Genomic DNA, 17,364 nt, shown 5'->3' on the forward strand with positions numbered 1-17,364 from the left:
TCCGCGTGGGAATGCAGCCGGGGACGCTCTGCGTCCCAAAGCGGACGCAGAGCGTCCAAAGAGGCATTCCCACGCAGAGCGTGGGAACGATCAGTCGGGCGGGGGGATTATTTGCAGGCGTCGGCGATGGCGTCGGCGAGCGATGCGAGGCGGGTGGCGTCGATGCCGGCGACGTTCGCGCGGCCGGAGCTGACCATGTACACGCTGTGCCGCTCGCGCAGGGTTTTCACCTGTTCCGGCGACAGGCCGGTGTAGGAGAACATCCCGCGTTGCACACCGATGTGCGCGAAGCGCTCGCGCAAACCGTGGGGTTCCAGCGCTTCGACCAGACCGCTGCGCAGCTGGGCGATCCGCAGACGCATCGCTTCCACTTCATCGGCCCAGCGCGCTTTCAGCTCTGGATCGGCGAGGATGGTCGCGACCACCGCCGCGCCGTGATCCGGCGGCGTCGACCACAGGTTGCGGGCGATATTGGCCAGTTGGCTGCGGATGTCGATGAGCTTGTCGGCGCTGGTCGCGCAGACGATCAGCGCACCGGTACGGTCGCGATACAGGCCGAAGTTCTTCGAGCAGGAACTGGTGATCAGCAGCTCCGGCACTTGCGCCGCGAACAATCGGGTCGACCAGGCGTCCTGCTCCAGGCCATCGCCAAAACCCTGATAAGCGAAGTCGATCAGCGGCAGCAGATCGCGGCTGCGCACCACTTCAAGCACGCGCTGCCAGTCGTCATGGCTCAGGTCGAAACCGGTCGGGTTGTGGCAGCACGCATGCAGCAGCACCACGTCGCCCTTCGGCACTTCCTTGAGCACGGCGAGCATCGCTTCGACGTCGAGGCGATTGTCACTGCCCACATAGGGGTAGTGGCTGACCTTGACCTTGGCGGCGGCGAAAATGGTTTCGTGGATCGGCCAGGTCGGGTTGCTCAACCACACGCCTTTGCCCGGCAGGCATTGGGCGATGAAGTCGGCAGCCAGACGCAGGGCGCCGGTGCCGCCCGGGGTCTGGGTGGCGCCGGCGCGTTGTTCGGTGATCAGTTGTGAGTCGGCACCAAGCACCAGCTCATTGATGCCCTTGCCGAACAACGGGTTGCCGTGGCCACCGATGTAGGTTTTGGTGCCCTGGCTTTCGACCAGTCGCGCTTCGGCGATTTTCACCGCTTCGGGAATCGGCGTCAGGCCCTGGGCATCCTTGTAGACGCCAACGCCAAGGTCGAACTTGCGCGGATTGGCATCCTGCGCATAGGCCTCCATCAAACCGAGAATCGGGTCGCCGGGGACCCGGCCGATGGCGTCGAAGTGCATTACTTGCGTCCTTCTGCGGTCTTGGCCACTTCGTCAGTGCGCGCAGCCATGATGAAGTCGTTGCGGTGCAGGCCTTTGATCGAATGGCTCCACCAGGTCACGGTGACTTTGCCCCACTCGGTCAGCAGGCCCGGGTGGTGACCTTCGGCCTCGGAGATCTCGCCGACGGCGTTGGTGAACGCCAGCGCGTGTTTGAAGTTCTTGAACAGGAAAACTTTTTCCAGCTGCATGATGCCGTCGCGTACTTCGATGTTCCAGTCAGGGATCTGCTTGATCAGGATCGGCAGTTCCTCGTCGCTGACTTGTGGCGCATCGGCGCGGCAGGCTTCGCAGTGGGCTTGGTTCAAAGTCGACATGGTGTATTCCTGAAAACGAGTGTGTTTTTTATTAAAGCGCGTGTGCCGCCAATGCCGTCACGCTAAAGCAAAGTGGCGGCGACGGACAGACGCAATTGTCAGCAAAAGTCGCGGTTCAGGCGGCTTTGGGTTTCGGCGGAAATTTCGGCGCGTGCAAGCCCAGCTGCATGCCCTGACGGACCATGGCCATGATGTCTTCATGGGCCACATCGAACAGGCGCTTGAGATTGGGCAGGACGAAGTACAGCGGTTGCAGGATGTCGATGCGATACGGCGTGCGCATGGCTTCCAGCGGATCGAAGAGCTGATGCTCGGGCTCGTCCGACAGGCAGTAAACGGTTTCTTTCGGCGAAGACAGAATCCCGCCGCCGTAGATGCGCTTGCCGTGCGGGGTGTCGACCAGGCCGAATTCGATGGTCATCCAGTACAACCGGGCCAGATACACGCGCTCTTCCTTGGTCGCCTGCAGGCCGAGCTTGCCGTAGGTGTGGGTGAATTCAGCGAAGTAGGGGTTGGTCAGTAGCGGGCAGTGGCCGAAGATCTCGTGAAAGATGTCGGGCTCTTGCAGATAGTCGAGTTCTTCGCGGGTACGTATGAAGGTGGCGACGGGGAATTGCTTGCTGGCAAGCAACTCGAAAAACGTCTGGAAGGGAATCAGCGCCGGCACCCGGGCAACCTGCCAGCCGGTGGTCTCGCCGAGGACTTTGTTGATCTCGGCCAGTTGCGGGATGCGGTCGTGGGGCAGACCGAGTTTTTCGATACCGTCCAGATATTCCTGGCACGCGCGACCTTCAATCACCTTCAACTGGCGAGTGATCAGCGTGTTCCACACCGCATGTTCTTCGGCGGGGTAGTCGATAAAACCTTGCGCATCGGGCTCGCGAGCCACGTATTGCGTCTGCTTCATGCTGCTCTCCTGCTAGGAAATTCGTTTTTGTTATGTCCAGCGATGGCTAAAGGAATACCCGAGAGTGACAGGGCGTGCAGCATGTTGACCGGTGTGTGCGTAGGAAAATTCTGCGTATTTCGTAAAGTTATCGTTACGCTTTGTCGGGTAATGCGCATTTACGGTGATTGGCGGGTTTGAAAAGGGTCGGGGCTGTCACATAATCTTGACAACTATCTGCGTGCCTCGACAGAAACATCTGCCCCGGGCGCGCCACAGAACCCTGTGGGGGCGAGCCTGCTCGCGAAAGCGGTCTGTCTGACACATCGATACTGGATGTGCTGGCGCCTTCGCGAGCAGGCTCGCTCCCACAAGGACATGTGTTTATCTTTCAAACCTGTCGGGCCTTTTTCTATGCGCATCAAAGTCCACTGCCAGAATCGCATCGGCATCCTGCGTGACATCCTCAATCTGCTGGTGGCGTACGGGATCAACGTCGCTCGCGGCGAGGTGGGTGGTGAGCATGGCAATGCGATCTACCTGCACTGCCCGAACCTGATCAACATCCAGTTCCAGGCGTTGCGCCCCAAGTTCGAGGCAATCGGCGGGGTGTTCGGGGTCAAGCGCGTCGGGCTGATGCCCAGCGAGCGCCGGCACATGGAACTGAATGCGTTGCTCGGCGCGCTGGAATTTCCGGTGCTGTCGATCGACATGGGCGGTTCGATCGTTGCGGCCAACCGCGCGGCGGCGCAGTTGCTCGGGGTGCGCGTCGATGAGGTGCCGGGGATTCCGCTGTCGCGCTACGCCGAGGATTTCGATTTGCCGGAATTGGTGCGCGCCAACAAATCGCGGATCAACGGCATGCGGGTCAAGGTCAAGGGCGACATCTTTCTCGCCGACATCGCGCCGCTGCAATCGGAACACGACGACAGCGAGGCCATGGCCGGCGCCGTACTGACCCTGCACCGCGCCGATCGGGTCGGCGAGCGAATCTACAATGTGCGCAAGCAGGAACTGCGCGGGTTCGACAGCATCTTTCAAAGCTCGAAAGTCATGGCGGCGGTGGTCCGCGAAGCGCGGCGCATGGCGCCGCTGGATGCGCCGCTATTAATAGAAGGCGAAACCGGCACTGGCAAGGAATTGCTGGCGCGCGCCTGCCACCTCGCCAGCCCGCGCGGACAGTCACCGTTGATGGCGCTCAACTGCGCCGGACTGCCGGAGTCGATGGCCGAGACCGAGTTGTTCGGCTACGGCCCCGGCGCCTTCGAAGGTGCGCGGGCCGAAGGCAAGCTTGGCCTGCTCGAATTGACCGCTGGCGGCACGCTGTTTCTCGATGGCGTCGGCGAGATGAGCCCGCGTTTGCAGGTCAAATTGCTGCGCTTTCTTCAGGACGGTTGCTTCCGTCGCGTCGGCAGTGATGAAGAGGTGTATCTGGACGTGCGGGTGATCTGCGCGACGCAGGTGGACTTGTCCGAATTGTGCGCGCGCGGCGAGTTTCGCCAGGATCTCTATCACCGCTTGAACGTGCTGTCGCTGCACATCCCGCCGCTGCGCGAGTGCCTCGACGGTCTGACGCCGCTGGTTGAACACTTTCTCGACCAGGCCAGTCGGCAGATCGGTTGTCCGCTGCCGAAACTGGCCCCGGCGGCGATGGATCGCCTCAGCCATTACCACTGGCCGGGCAATGTGCGGCAGCTGGAGAACGTGCTGTTCCAGGCGGTTTCCCTGTGCGACGGCGGCACGGTCAAGGCCGAACATATTCGCCTGCCGGATTACGGCGTGCGTCAGCCGCTTGGCGATTTTTCCCTCGGCGGCAGTCTGGACGAGATCGTCGGGCGTTTCGAAAAAGCGGTGCTGGAACGGCTTTATTCCGAGCATCCAAGCAGTCGGCAGTTGGGCAAGCGACTCGGTGTTTCGCACACCACCATTGCCAACAAGCTGCGTGAGTATGAGGTGGGTAAAGACAGCGGAGCTTAAGATCAAAGGATCGCAGCCTTCGGCAGCTCCTACATTTGGAACGCGATTTCCTGTAGGAGCTGCGGAACGCTGCGATCTTTTGATCTCTTGCCGCGAAGCGGCATGACACCGCCGGTTTTTCGTCTTCGACCCATTTCCGATTCCCCCTCTGATCCCCTCAAGTCCCCTGTTTACCGGGCCTTCGCCCGCCAATAAAAAGTTGGTCTGCAAATTGCTTATGGCTGAGCAGTACAGCGGTGGGCGGCAAACGTCCGGCATGCAGAGGAAACACTGTGGACAAGTACCTTTATGTGGCAATGACCGGCGCCAGCCAGAACGCACTGGCGCAACGGGCGCATGCCAACAACCTGGCGAACATTTCCACCAACGGCTTTCAGCGCGACCTTGAGCAGGCGCGTTCGATGCCGGTATTCGGTGACAGCTTTCCGGCGCGCGCGTTTGCCATGAGCGAACGTCCTGCCACCGACTTCACGCCGGGCTCGCTGGTGCAGACCGGTCGTGAACTCGACGTCGCGGTATCCGGCAACGGTTTCATCGCCGTGCAAAACCCCAGCGGTGGTGAAAGCTACGTGCGTACCGGCAGCCTCAACATCGACGCCCTCGGCGTACTGCGCGCCGGCAACGGCATGCCGGTGATCGGTAACGGCGGCCCGATCGCCGTGCCGCCCGAGCAGCAGGTGGAAGTCGGCGAAGACGGCACTATCAGTATTCGCGCAATGGGCGAAGGTCCGCGCGTCATGGCCGAAGTCGACCGGATCAAGCTGGTCAACCCGGACATCAAGAACATGAACAAAGGCCTCGACGGTTCGATTTACACCAAGGACGGCCAGCCGGCGCAAGCCGACGCCAACGTCAAACTGGTCTCGGGTTTCCTTGAGTCGAGCAACGTCAATGCCGTGGAAGAAATGACTTCGGTGCTGGCCCTGGCCAAGCAGTTCGAGTTGCACGTCAAGATGATGAACACCGCCAAAGACGACGACCAGGCCATGGCTCGGGTCTTGCAGATCAGCTAATTATCAGAACGTCGCGCCGTAAAACAGGCGCACGAGGAGAATCGAATGCTTCCGGCTCTATGGGTTGCCAAAACCGGTCTGTCCGCCCAGGACACCAACCTGACCACCATTTCCAACAACCTGGCGAACGTTTCGACCACGGGTTTCAAACGTGACCGTGCCGAGTTCCAGGACTTGCTCTATCAGATCAAGCGTCAGCCAGGCGCCCAGTCGACCCAGGACAGCGAACTGCCGTCGGGTCTGCAAGTGGGTACCGGTGTGCGCATTGTCGGCACCCAGAAAAACTTCACCGCCGGCAGCCTGCAAACCACCGAGCAGCCGCTGGACATGGCCATCGACGGTCGCGGTTTCTTCCAGATCCTGCAGCCGGACGGCACCACGTCCTACACCCGTGACGGTACTTTCCACCTCGACTCCAATGGCCAGATCGTCAACGCCAGCGGTTTCGCCCTGGAACCGGCGATCATCATTCCGAACGATGCGCAGACCTTCACTGTCGGCCGTGACGGCACCGTGTCGATCACCATCGCCGGCAACCCGGCCTCGCAAGTGATCGGCAACCTGCAGACCGCCGACTTCATCAACCCGGCCGGTCTGCAAGCCGTGGGCAACAACCTGTTCCTGGAAACCGCTGCTTCCGGCGCGCCGCAGATCGGCACCCCGGGCCTGAACGGTTTCGGTACCACGCTGCAGAACACCCTGGAAACCTCGAACGTCAGCACCGTTGAAGAGATGGTCAACATGATCACCACTCAACGCGCCTACGAGATGAACTCCAAGGTGATCTCCACCGCCGACCAGATGCTCTCGTTCGTAACGCAGAATCTGTAATCCAGTCTTTGGGGCGGCCTGAGGTCGCCAGCAACACCGTGAGGTAGGGTCATGAAGCGCTTTGTATCTGTTCTGGCATTGAGTGGGGTCGTCTCGCTCGCGGGCTGCGTCGCCCCGACGCCCAAGCCCAATGACCCTTACTACGCCCCGGTGTTGCCGCGCACACCGTTGCCGGCGGCTGCCAATAACGGCTCGATCTATCAGGCCGGCTTCGAGCAGAACCTGTACAGCGACCGCAAGGCGTTCCGGGTTGGTGACATCATCACCATCACCCTGAACGAGCGCACCCAGGCGAGCAAGAACGCCAACTCGCAGATGGACAAGAACAGCGATAACTCGATCGGTCTGACCTCGTTGTTCGGCTCCAGCCTGACCACCAACAACCCGATTGGTGGCGGTGACCTGAGCCTGAACGCTGGCTACAGCGCCGACCGTTCGACCAAGGGCGACGCCAAGTCCGGGCAGAGCAACAGCCTGACCGGTTCGATCACCGTGACCGTGGCCGACGTGCTGCCCAACGGCATCATCGCCGTGCGTGGCGAGAAGTGGCTGACGCTCAACACTGGTGACGAACTGGTGCGCATCGCCGGTATGGTCCGCGCCGATGACATCGCGACCGACAACACCGTGTCGTCGACCCGTGTCGCCGATGCGCGCATCACCTACTCGGGTACCGGCGCGTTTGCCGATACGAGTCAGCCAGGCTGGTTCGACCGTTTCTTCCTCAGCCCGCTGTTCCCTTTCTAGGTGGCTACGTTGAATCTGAAAAGCCTTATGGTGGCCGCATTGTTGATGTCTGCGGCGTTCACCGCACACGCCGAGCGGCTGAAAGACATCGCCAGCATTTCCGGCGTGCGCTCCAACCAGTTGATCGGTTACGGCCTGGTGGTCGGGCTTAACGGCACCGGTGACCAGACGACGCAGACCCCGTTCACCCTGCAGACCTTCAACAACATGCTCTCGCAGTTCGGCATCAAGGTGCCGCCGGGATCGGGCAACGTGCAGTTGAAGAACGTCGCGGCGGTATCGGTGAGCGCCGATCTGCCAGCGTTTGCCAAGCCAGGTCAGCAGGTCGACATCACCGTGTCCTCGATCGGTAACTCCAAGAGCCTGCGCGGCGGCACCTTGCTGTTGACGCCGCTCAAGGGTATCGACGGCAACGTCTATGCGATCGCTCAGGGCAATCTCGTGGTCGGCGGTTTCGACGCTGAAGGTCGCGATGGTTCGAAGATTACCGTCAACGTTCCGTCGGCCGGTCGCATCCCTGGCGGTGCCTCGGTGGAGCGTGCGGTGCCGAGCGGTTTCAACCAGGGCAACAGCCTGACGCTGAACCTCAACCGCTCCGACTTCACCACCGCCAAGCGCATCGTCGACAAGGTCAACGACATGCTCGGCCCTGGCGTCGCCCAAGCCATCGACGGCGGATCGGTGCGGGTCACTGCGCCACTGGATCCGAGCCAGCGCGTCGACTACCTGTCGATCCTCGAAAACCTTGAAATCGATCCGGGTCAGGCGGTGGCAAAAGTCATCATCAACTCGCGCACCGGCACTATCGTCATCGGCCAGAACGTGAAAGTGTCGCCAGCCGCCGTGACCCACGGCAGCCTGACCGTGACCATCACCGAAGACCCGATCGTCAGCCAGCCTGGCCCGCTGTCCAACGGCCAGACCGCCGTCGTGCCGCGCTCGCGAGTAAATGCCGAACAGGAAGCCAAACCGATGTTCAAGTTCGGCCCGGGCACCACCCTCGACGAGATCGTCCGTGCGGTAAACCAGGTCGGCGCAGCACCGGGTGACCTGATGGCAATTCTCGAAGCTCTGAAGCAGGCTGGCGCATTGCAAGCCGACCTGATCGTGATCTGAGGCCGGCCACCATGGATATGCGCAAAAGCGGTCTGGTCAGCAGCAGCGATTCGGGTTCCTACTCCGACCTCAATCGTCTGAACCAGCTCAAGGTCGGCGACAAGAACAGCGACGAAAACATGCGCAAGGTTGCGCAGGAATTCGAGTCGCTGTTCCTCGGCGAAATGCTCAAGTCGATGCGCTCGGCCACCGAAGCGCTTGGTCAGGACAACCCGCTGAACACGCCGGCGGCCAAGCAGTATCAGGAAATGTACGACCAGCAACTGGCGGTTTCCATGTCCCGCGAGGGCGGGGGTATCGGCCTGGCCGACGTGCTGATCCGCCAGATGTCGAAGAACAAACCGATGGCGCCGGGCGAGGCTGCCGCCGCGTCCGCCGCCAAGCAGCAGGAAGCGCTGGCCAAGGCCGCCGCCGTACCGACGCCGATTGCCGCCGGCACCGTCGCCACCGGTCCGCTGTCCCGCGTCAACGGCGAGCGTCCGTTGTGGGCATCGCGCTCGGTGCATGCTCCGAACAACACCGATATTTCCCATCGCAACGACATGGCGCTGATCAACCAGCGGCGTCTGGCGCTGCCGCCGAAACTGGCCGACCGGTTGCTCGCCGGTCTGGTGCCGTCGGCGCCGAGCGTGGCCACTGCCAGCACTGCGGCGGCAGCGACCAACGCCTTGCCGCAACGGGCTGCGACCACCGCCGTCACAGGCTCCGGCGCGTTGTACAACGGTGACTGGCTGGCCCGTGCCGAAGAGCAGAAAGCTGCCGGCGGGCAGATGCAGGTTTACGGCCGCGCCATGGCGCAGATTCCGCTGGCACCGGCGAAGAAGGCCTTCACTTCCGCCGACGAATTCGTCAATACCATGCTGCCGATGGCCAAGGAAGCCGCCGATCGCATTGGCGTCGATCCGCGTTATCTGGTGGCGCAAGCGGCACTGGAAACCGGTTGGGGCAAATCGGTCATGCGCGCCCAGGATGGCAGCAGCAGCCACAACCTGTTCGGCATCAAGGCGAGCAGCAACTGGAAGGGCGATTCGGCCCGCGCGATCACCAGCGAGTTCCGCAATGGCGCGATGGTCAAGGAGACGGCCGAGTTCCGTTCCTATGCCTCGTACAAGGACAGCTTCCACGATCTGGTGACGTTGCTGCAGAGCAACAATCGCTATCAAGAAGTGCTGAAGTCGGCCGATAACCCAGAACAGTTTGTACGCGAGTTGCAGAAGGCCGGTTACGCCACCGACCCGAACTACGCGACGAAGATTTCGCAAATTGCCAAGCAGATGAACAGTTTTGAAAACTACGCTGCGGCGGGTGTCTCCACCACGCCTTTATAAGGCACCAGGTAATAAGGTCTGAACCATGAGTTTGCTCAATATCGGGATGTCGGGACTGTCGGCCAGCCAGTCCTCTCTGGCTACGACAGGCAACAACATTGCCAACGTCGACACCGCCGGTTATTCACGTCAGCAAACCGTGCAGGGCACCAAGTCCTCGCAGCAGTACGGCAGCGTTTTCATCGGCACGGGCACGACCCTGGCCGACGTGCGCCGGGTGTACAACTCGTACCTGGAATCGCAGCTGCACACCGCGACGTCGCTGGACAGCGAATCGGCCGCGTTTCTCAAGCAGGCGACGCCGCTGGACGCGATGCTGTCGGACACCAACACTGGCCTGACCGGTGTACTGCAGAAATTCTTCACCTCGATGCAGGGCGTATCGACGTCGGCCACCGATGACACTTCGCGTCAGTCGGTGCTGACCGGTGCACAGGCGCTGACCAGCCGTTTCAATACCCTGGCCAAGCAGCTCAACGATCAGAACACCACGATCAACGGCAGCCTCGGCGACATGACTGCCCAAGTGAACAAGCTCGCCACGGCGATCGCCAATCTCAATCAGAAGATCGGCGAAATCTCCACCAGCGGCGGGGCGCCGAACGACCTGCTCGACAGCCGTAACGAAGCCGTGCGTCAACTCTCCGAGCTGACCGGTGCGCAAGTCGTCGAGCGCGGCACCAGCTTCGACATTTATGTCGGCAGCGGCCAGCCGCTGGTCATCGGCAACACCACCAACAGCCTGAGCATGGTCGCGAGCAAGACCGACCCGTCGCGTATGTCGATCCAGATGGATCGCGGTTCGAGCACCATCGACATCACTTCGGTGATCAGCGGCGGCGAAATCGGCGGTCTGCTGACCTATCGCAAGGAAGTCCTCGACCCGTCGCTCAACGAGCTCGGTCGCGTGGCCCTGGTGATTGCCGATCAGATCAACAGCCAGCAAGCCCAGGGCATCGACAAGAACGGTGACTTCGGCGCGGCGATTTTCAACAACATCAACAGTGCCGCCCTGATCAGTCAGCGCAGCATTGCGAAGGATGGCAACAGCGCCGGTTCGGGCAACCTCGATGTGACCATCAAGGACACCGGCAAGCTGACCACCAGCGATTATCAGGTGACCTTCACCAGCGCTACCGATTACACCGTCAAACGTTCCGACGGCACCGATCTGGGCGCATTCAGCACAACGACCAATCCGCCGCCAGTGATCGACGGTTTCACCCTGGCCTTGAATGGCGGCGCGCTGAGCGCGGGTGACTCGTTCAAAATCACGCCGACCCGCAACGCGGCGGCGAGCATTCAGACCGTGCTCAGTGATCCGAAGAAAATCGCTGCGGCAGGTCCGCTGACCGGCGTCGCCAGCGCCAACGGTCTGGGCACGTACACCCAGCCGACGCTCAGCAATAAGATCGACATCTACAACCCGACCGCCCAGGCTGACATGCAGGCGGCGCTGAAGAATTCGACACCGGTCAAACTGGTATTCGGTGCAGCCAGCGGTGGCAGCCAGTCGTACAACCTGGTCGACGCCAAGGGCGCGACCATCGGCACCGGCACCATCGTGCCCGGCCAGTCGAACACGCTGAACTTGAAGGTCGGCATCGTCGATGCCAGCGGCAACCCGGTGATGGACACTACCGTCACGCCGAACGTGCAGAAGACTTTCACCGTGCAGACCACCGTGGGCGGCACGCCGAAAACCGGCGAGACCTTCACCATGAACCTGACCGGTGCGGCGTCTTCGGACAACCGCAACGCCCAGGCACTGGTCGCGTTGCAAACCAAACAGACCGTGGACACCGGTTCGGCGAGCAAGGGCATCAGCCTGACCGACGCCTACAACACCCTGGTGACCAACGTCGGTACCAAGACCGCCCAAGGCAAGTCCGACAGCGCCGCAACCACGGCGATTCTGGAGAACGCCAAGGGTGCCCGCGATTCGTTGTCCGGGGTCAACCTGGACGAAGAAACCGGCAACCTGGTCAAGTACCAGCAGTACTACACAGCGTCTTCGCAGATCATCAAAGCTGCGCAGGAAACTTTCGCCACGCTGATCAACAGCCTTTAAGGAGTCGTAATTCATGCGCATTTCCACCGCCCAGTATTACGGAACGCAAGCTTCGGATTATCAGCGTAACTTCAACAAGGCTGTCGCTACCGCGAGCGAGGCGAGCAGCCTGCAGCGCATCAACACCGCCGCCGATGATCCGATCGGTGCCGGGCGCTTGCTGCAGCTGGGTCAGCAGGCGGCGATGCTCGATCAGTACAAGACCAACGTCAACACCACCAAAAGTGCCTTGACCGTGCAGGAGTCCACTCTGGATTCGATCACCACGGCGTTGGCGCGAGCCAAAGAGCTGGCCTTGGCCGCGAACAACGGCACCATCACCGACAAGGATCGCCAGGCGTACGCCTCGGAACTGGGTGAGATCCAGCAGCAAGTGCTGGGCCTGATGAACGCCAAGGATGCCAACGGCAACTACCTGTTCTCCGGTTCGAAAACCGATACCGCGCCGTATTCGAAGAATTCTGACGGCACATTCAGCTACAACGGCGACCAGACCACCATCGATCTGGGCATCGGCGACGGCATGACCGTGGGTACCAACACCACCGGTTGGGACGCGTTCCAGCAGACCATCAACACCGGCCGCACCAACACCAAAATGACTGCGCCAGCCGTCGATGACGGCCGTGTCGTGCTGTCCAACGGCACCGTCGGCACCGCCGCCACTTACGACGCCAAGTTCACCGCCGGGCAGCCGTATACCATCGATTTCGTCAGCAGCACCCAGCTGAAAATCACCGATGCCTTGGGTAACGATGTGACTGCCGAGGCCAGCCAGAATGGCCTGATCAGCAACAGCACCGGCGCCAACCAGACTGTCAGCTTCCGTGGTGTCGACCTCAAGCTGAACGTCAACCTGAAGGCTGGCGATACCAATCCGGACGCCGTTATCGCAGGGCACAGTTTTCAGCTGTCGGCCTCGCCGGACTCGTTCACCACCACGCGTAATCCGGGTAACCCGTCGACCAGCGTGATCACCGGTTCGACCATCACCGATCAGACAGCCTACACCGCAGCGTTCCCGCAGGGCGGCGCGGTGCTCAAGTTCACCAGCGCCACCGATTTCGATCTGTATGCCGCGCCGGTGACGGCCGACAGCAAGCCGGTTTCCTCGGGCACGGTTGCCGGCGGTAACGCCACCGCTGCCGGTGTGACTTTCGCCCTGGGCAGCGCGCCGGCCGCTGGTGATCAGTTCTCGATCCAGCCGAACAATCATCAGACCCAGAACGTGCTCGACACTCTGGGCCAGATGATCACCGCGCTGAATACGCCAGTCGACGGTGACCCGGTTGCCAAGCAGAAATTGCAGGGCGCGATGGAGGCAGGCCTCGGCAACATCGATGCCGCTTCCAACCAGATCGGCACGGCGGTGACCACCATTGGTGCGCGCGGCCAGGCGCTGGACATGCAGACCATCACCAACGACAGCCTGACCACGGCGAACAGCACGACCCAGGGTTCGATTCGTGATTCCGATCCGGCTGAAGTCATGACCCGTCTGACCCTGCAACAGACCATGCTGCAAGCCGCGCAACTGGCGTTCAGCAAGATCAGTCAGTTGGGTCTGTTCAACAAGATCTGATGGTTGGCGGGCGCGTGCGCGCCCGCCAACGTTGTCCCTCTGTTAATGATTTTTTGCGGTATCAAGGGCTCGTTTTTGCGAGCGGGCTCGTACCGCCTGTGAGCCCGCCGTGAATTCACTTCCTCTCGTCAGCATTGCCATCCCTGCGTTCAATCCGCGCTTTTTCGAGCGGGCATTGAACAGCGCCGTCAGCCAGACATACGCGCCTCTTGAGATCATTGTCTGCGACGACAGTCGTGGTCATGAGATCGAAGGGATTGTCAGTGCTGTGGCCGAGCGCTCGGGTGTTGCCGTGCGCTATGTGCGCAACCCGCGCACATTGGGCATGGTCGGCAATCTCAAGGCGTGCCTTGATCAGGCGCAGGGTGAATTCGTCAAGTTCATGTGTGACGACGACCATCTCTATGCCGCCTGCATCGAGCAGCAGGCGCACGAGATGTTGCGTGAGGAAGTCAGCCTGGTGCTGGCTCAGCGGCTGTTCTGGGACGCCGACGACATCATTCTGCCGGCGCGCCTTGAAAACACTTCGTTGTCACCGGCCAGCGGTCTGTTCAAGGGTGACGACCTGCTGGGCATCTTCGAAAAATTTCCGGTCAATGTGCTGGGCGGTTTCTCCAGCGCCTTGTTTCGTCGTTCGGACCTCGTCGACTTGTTGCCGGCGCTGACTCAGGACGGCCACTGCTTTGTCGCCACCCTGGATTTCGCCTTGTACGTATGCTTGCTGCGGCGCGGCAATCTGGCGATGTCGAACACCGTGCTCAGTGCCGAGCGGCTGTATCCGGAGCGCTTGAGTGCTCAGCAGCCGATGAAAGACGCGGTCGAGGTTGAGCGCGAGTGGATTCTGCAAATGCTCAAGGCGCGCAGCGGCGAGTCGGCGCCAGCGCCGGGTTGGGTGCGCTATGTCCCGCTGACCAAGGCTGACGTAATGCCGCGCGTCTGGGAAGAGCTGCCCCTGAGCCGTACGCTGGGTACCAAGCAGAGTCGCCAGGAGTGGTGCGTCGGCATCGATAGCTGGAGCTTCGCCGAACTCTACGCGCACTGGCTGCAGTGCCGCAGTCTCACTGAAGGGCAGCGCAAGTTACTGCCGGAAACTCTGGCCGCCTGGCCACAACAGCCGCGAATAGTGCCGATCGTCATTGATGCCCAGGGCAGTCGCGATGGAGTCGAGCGCACGCTTGAGGCGCTTGCTCGGCAGGACTATGCCCCTGAACTGATTCTGGTGCTGTCCGCTTCCTGTAACGAGGCGACGCTGGATGGCCGCGTGTTCCACATGCCACTGGAAGGTGACGGGCTGGGTCAGATCAACGCGTTGTTGCCCCAACTGGAGGGCGCCGACTGGTTTTACCTGTTGCAGGCCGGTGACCGGTTGATGGTGCCGGCCTTGCTGGTCATGGCTGACCGGATTGCGCACTCGCCGTCGCTCGGTTGCGTGTACAGCGATGAAGGCGGTCTGCGCGATGGTGAGTCCGTGGAACCCGCCTTCAAACCCGATTTCAACCTTGATCTGATGCGCAGCTACCCGTATGTCGGGCGCGCCTTGGCGTTCAAGCGCGAACGCTTTCTGGCGCTGGGTGGTTTTGACACGACGTTCACCGAACTGGCTCCTCACGACATGCTGTGGCGCATGGTCGAAAGCGACGGCACCCAGGTGATCGGGCATGTCGCCGAAGTTCTGCTGGAGTCGCCATTCGATCTGTCGCGGTGGTTGGCCGAGCCAGGCGTCATCGAACAGAATCCTCGTGTGCTCGAAGCGCATCTGCAACGCATTGGCGTTGCCCATGAAATCCGCCGTGGCAGTTGCCACTTGCTCAATCGTGTCGACTATCGGCACGCGCGCCGTCCGCTTGTGTCGATCATCATCGTGACCCGGGATCAGACCGCTGCCTTGCAGCGGTGTGTCGAGACCGTGCTGGAAAAAACCGCCTACGCCGAATACGAACTGCTGCTGGTCGACAACGGCAGCGAAACCGCTGAGGCCAGAGCATGGCTGGACGGCATCGCGCAATTGGGTGGTGACCGAATCCGCGTGCTGACGTACCCGCAGCCGGACAACATGGCTGCCCTGCACAATTTTGCCGTGACCAAGGCTCGTGGCGAATATGTGCTGCTGCTCAATACCTTTGCGGTGATTACCCACGCCGACTGGCTGGACGAGCTGCTCAATCATGCGCAGCGCCCGGAAGTCGGCGTGGTCGGCGCCAAGTTGTTCAACCCGGATGGTTATGTGCTGCATGCCGGCATGATTCTGGGGATGCAGGGCGCGGTCGGGTTGCCATTTTATGGACAGTCGCTGCAGTCGGACGGTTATATGTTCCGGCTGCAGGCCGCCCACGATCTGAGTGCAGTCGGCGGTGATTGCCTGATGGTGCGCAAGGCGGTTTTCGAGGCGGTGGCAGGGCTTGATGAAGAGGATTTGAAGCAGGCGCTGAACGTGGTGGATCTGTGCCTGCGCATCGGCCAGGAAGGCTACCTGGTAGTGTGGACGCCTTATGCCTTGCTGGCTCAGGGCGTGCGCCCGACTGTCGAGTCGACAGCTGAGCAAGGCGAGCAACATTTGCACGAGCAGGAGATCTTCTACAAGCGCTGGCTGCCGCGCATTGCCCGCGATCCGGCCTTCAATGTCAACCTGTCCTTGCAGGGCGTCGGCGCGACGAGTTTCAGCCTTGAGCCGGGCCTGCGTACGGGGTGGACTGCTTTTTCCAGGCCGCAATTGCCCAACGTACTCGCTGTGCCGATCAATGCCTCAGCCATTGGCCATTACCGCATGAGTCAGCCGCTGATAGAGCTGGAAGCGGCGAACCGGGCCGAAGGGTGTATTCGTTACGGCTTGCCGTCGATCATTGAAATCGAGCGTCAGTCGCCGGATGTCATCGTCCTGCAAGGGCGCTATTCCCAGGGCGCGATCGATGAAATCCCGCCGCTGAAAAAATTCTGCCATGCCCGGCGCATCTTCGAGCTGGATGACTATGTGATTGATGTTCCGCATCGCAATGCGCATATCCGCAACATGCCCAGCAAGCAGGAAATGGAGCGGATGGTGCGCCAGGCGATCAGCCTGTGCGACCGCGTGGTGGTGTCGACTCAACCACTGGCCAATGCGCTGTCGGACATGCACCACGACATTCGCGTAGTCCCCAACATGCTCGCGCAAAACCTCTGGACCGGTTTGCGGGGTCAGCGCCGCACCTCGAAAAAACCTCGCGTGGGTTGGGGCGGAGGCACCAGCCACCATGGCGATCTGGCGGTGATTGCTGATGTCGTGCGTGAGCTGGCCAACGAAGTCGACTGGGTATTCTTTGGCATGTGCCCGGATGACCTGCGTCCGTACATGCACGAGTTCCACGGTGTGATTCCTCTGGACGTCTATCCGGCCAAGCTGGCCAGTCTGAACCTCGACCTGGCTCTGGCACCGCTGGAGTTTCACATTTTCAATGACTGCAAGAGCAATCTGCGTTTGCTGGAATACGGCGCCTGCGGTTACCCGGTCATCTGCACTGACACCGAAGCCTATCAGGGCTATCTGCCGTGCACGCGGGTGAAGACCAACAGCACTGATGAGTGGCTGCAGGCGATTCGCATGCATCTGGCCGACCCTGACGCCAGTTATCGCATGGGTGACGAGCTGCACGAGGTGGTCATGCGCGATTATGTGTTGCGTGGTGACAATCTGCGGTATTGGGAGAATGGCTGGCTGGCGGATTGATCGTTTATATAGGCGGCTTTTTGGGGTTGCCTTTTCTTTGGGGCCTTGGCGGCCTTTGGGCCGACCAGGCTGTTGGGGGTTTTGGGTGTAGATCCGTTTCTGCGGGTGTTGCTGATTACGGTTCCGCCCTTACGGCGGGTCACCTTTTTCAAACGCCAAAAAGGTAACCCAAAAGGCTTGCTCCTGCGTTCGGCCCTCGCAGGCTCGGGTTCCTTCGCTGCGGGACTGATCCGGGCGCAGCGGCTCCGGTTTGCTTCGCTGCACCTCCTTCCGCTGTGTTCGACTTCGTCGAACGGTCGCTGCGCTCCCACGCCCGGATCAATCCCTCCGCTCAGCCTTCCGACGTCGCCGGTGGATCAAGATCAAGAGCACTCGAGCTTGCGCTCATTGTTGAGTGGGGCGGCTTTGCCGCGGGCAGCTGCGCTGCTTTGCTTTGCTTTGCTTTGCTTTGCT

The 17,364-nt window shown here is 61.2% G+C and carries 12 protein-coding genes; 9 read left to right on the plus strand and 3 right to left on the minus strand.

Going from position 1 to position 17,364, the window contains the following annotated elements; all coding sequences use genetic code 11:
* Positions 1-107: 107 nt before the first annotated feature.
* From FEE99_RS12245 to phhA, 3 genes are all read right to left on the minus strand, one after another.
* Positions 108-1,301 (minus strand): amino acid aminotransferase, encoded by a 1,194-nt coding sequence (locus tag FEE99_RS12245; protein WP_041478989.1) that lies wholly within the window; start codon positions 1,299-1,301, stop codon positions 108-110.
* Complete coding sequence (locus tag FEE99_RS12250; RefSeq protein ID WP_016771115.1) at positions 1,301-1,657, minus strand: 4a-hydroxytetrahydrobiopterin dehydratase; 357 nt, start codon at positions 1,655-1,657, stop codon at positions 1,301-1,303. The genes FEE99_RS12245 and FEE99_RS12250 overlap by 1 nt, the downstream gene beginning before the upstream one ends.
* 115 nt (positions 1,658-1,772) lie before the next feature.
* A complete protein-coding gene (phhA, locus tag FEE99_RS12255) occupies positions 1,773-2,564 on the minus strand; it encodes a phenylalanine 4-monooxygenase (RefSeq protein ID WP_041478990.1) in 792 nt (263 codons plus the stop codon).
* 393 nt (positions 2,565-2,957) lie between these two features.
* Here phhA and FEE99_RS12260 point away from each other — a divergent pair, with 393 nt between their 5' ends.
* From FEE99_RS12260 to FEE99_RS12300, 9 genes are all read left to right on the plus strand, one after another.
* Positions 2,958-4,520, plus strand: a complete 1,563-nt coding sequence (locus tag FEE99_RS12260) for a sigma-54-dependent phenylalanine hydroxylase transcriptional regulator PhhR (RefSeq protein WP_041478991.1) — start codon at positions 2,958-2,960, stop codon at positions 4,518-4,520.
* A gap of 272 nt (positions 4,521-4,792) precedes the next feature.
* Positions 4,793-5,533: a flagellar basal body rod protein FlgF gene (locus FEE99_RS12265; RefSeq protein ID WP_016771112.1), complete on the plus strand. Its 741-nt coding sequence runs from the start codon at positions 4,793-4,795 to the stop codon at positions 5,531-5,533.
* A 45-nt stretch (positions 5,534-5,578) separates the two neighbouring features.
* Entirely contained in the window at positions 5,579-6,364 is a 786-nt protein-coding gene (gene flgG, locus FEE99_RS12270) for a flagellar basal-body rod protein FlgG (protein WP_016771111.1), read from the plus strand.
* A 51-nt stretch (positions 6,365-6,415) separates the two neighbouring features.
* Entirely contained in the window at positions 6,416-7,111 is a 696-nt protein-coding gene (gene flgH / locus FEE99_RS12275) for a flagellar basal body L-ring protein FlgH (protein WP_016771110.1), read from the plus strand.
* 27 nt (positions 7,112-7,138) lie between these two features.
* Positions 7,139-8,227 (plus strand): flagellar basal body P-ring protein FlgI, encoded by a 1,089-nt coding sequence (locus tag FEE99_RS12280; RefSeq protein ID WP_024012083.1) that lies wholly within the window; start codon positions 7,139-7,141, stop codon positions 8,225-8,227.
* Between the two features lie 11 nt (positions 8,228-8,238).
* On the plus strand, positions 8,239-9,555 hold the full coding sequence (gene flgJ, locus FEE99_RS12285) for a flagellar assembly peptidoglycan hydrolase FlgJ (protein WP_041478992.1): 1,317 nt from the start codon (positions 8,239-8,241) through the stop codon (positions 9,553-9,555).
* 25 nt (positions 9,556-9,580) lie between these two features.
* Positions 9,581-11,626, plus strand: a complete 2,046-nt coding sequence (gene flgK / locus FEE99_RS12290) for a flagellar hook-associated protein FlgK (protein WP_041478993.1) — start codon at positions 9,581-9,583, stop codon at positions 11,624-11,626.
* A 13-nt stretch (positions 11,627-11,639) separates the two neighbouring features.
* Positions 11,640-13,208, plus strand: a complete 1,569-nt coding sequence (locus FEE99_RS12295; protein WP_041478994.1) for a flagellar hook-associated protein 3 — start codon at positions 11,640-11,642, stop codon at positions 13,206-13,208.
* 109 nt (positions 13,209-13,317) lie between these two features.
* A complete protein-coding gene (locus FEE99_RS12300; protein WP_041478995.1) occupies positions 13,318-16,911 on the plus strand; it encodes a glycosyltransferase in 3,594 nt (1,197 codons plus the stop codon).
* Positions 16,912-17,364: the final 453 nt, after the last annotated feature.

The sequence above is a fragment of the Pseudomonas sp. ef1 genome, assembly GCF_007293365.2.
GTDB classification, from domain to species: domain Bacteria; phylum Pseudomonadota; class Gammaproteobacteria; order Pseudomonadales; family Pseudomonadaceae; genus Aquipseudomonas; species Aquipseudomonas siliginis.

Bases quoted from the DNA above. Each gene is read 5' to 3' on its own strand.
- FEE99_RS12245 (WP_041478989.1), bottom strand. From the start codon at position 1,301: ATGCACTTCGACGCCATCGGCCGGGTCCCCGGCGACCCGATTCTCGGT.
- FEE99_RS12250 (WP_016771115.1), bottom strand. From the start codon at position 1,657: ATGTCGACTTTGAACCAAGCCCACTGCGAAGCCTGCCGCGCCGATGCG.
- phhA (WP_041478990.1), bottom strand. From the start codon at position 2,564: ATGAAGCAGACGCAATACGTGGCTCGCGAGCCCGATGCGCAAGGTTTT.
- FEE99_RS12260 (WP_041478991.1), top strand. From the start codon at position 2,958: ATGCGCATCAAAGTCCACTGCCAGAATCGCATCGGCATCCTGCGTGAC.
- flgG (WP_016771111.1), top strand. From the start codon at position 5,579: ATGCTTCCGGCTCTATGGGTTGCCAAAACCGGTCTGTCCGCCCAGGAC.
- flgH (WP_016771110.1), top strand. From the start codon at position 6,416: ATGAAGCGCTTTGTATCTGTTCTGGCATTGAGTGGGGTCGTCTCGCTC.
- FEE99_RS12280 (WP_024012083.1), top strand. From the start codon at position 7,139: ATGGTGGCCGCATTGTTGATGTCTGCGGCGTTCACCGCACACGCCGAG.
- flgJ (WP_041478992.1), top strand. From the start codon at position 8,239: ATGGATATGCGCAAAAGCGGTCTGGTCAGCAGCAGCGATTCGGGTTCC.
- flgK (WP_041478993.1), top strand. From the start codon at position 9,581: ATGAGTTTGCTCAATATCGGGATGTCGGGACTGTCGGCCAGCCAGTCC.
- FEE99_RS12295 (WP_041478994.1), top strand. From the start codon at position 11,640: ATGCGCATTTCCACCGCCCAGTATTACGGAACGCAAGCTTCGGATTAT.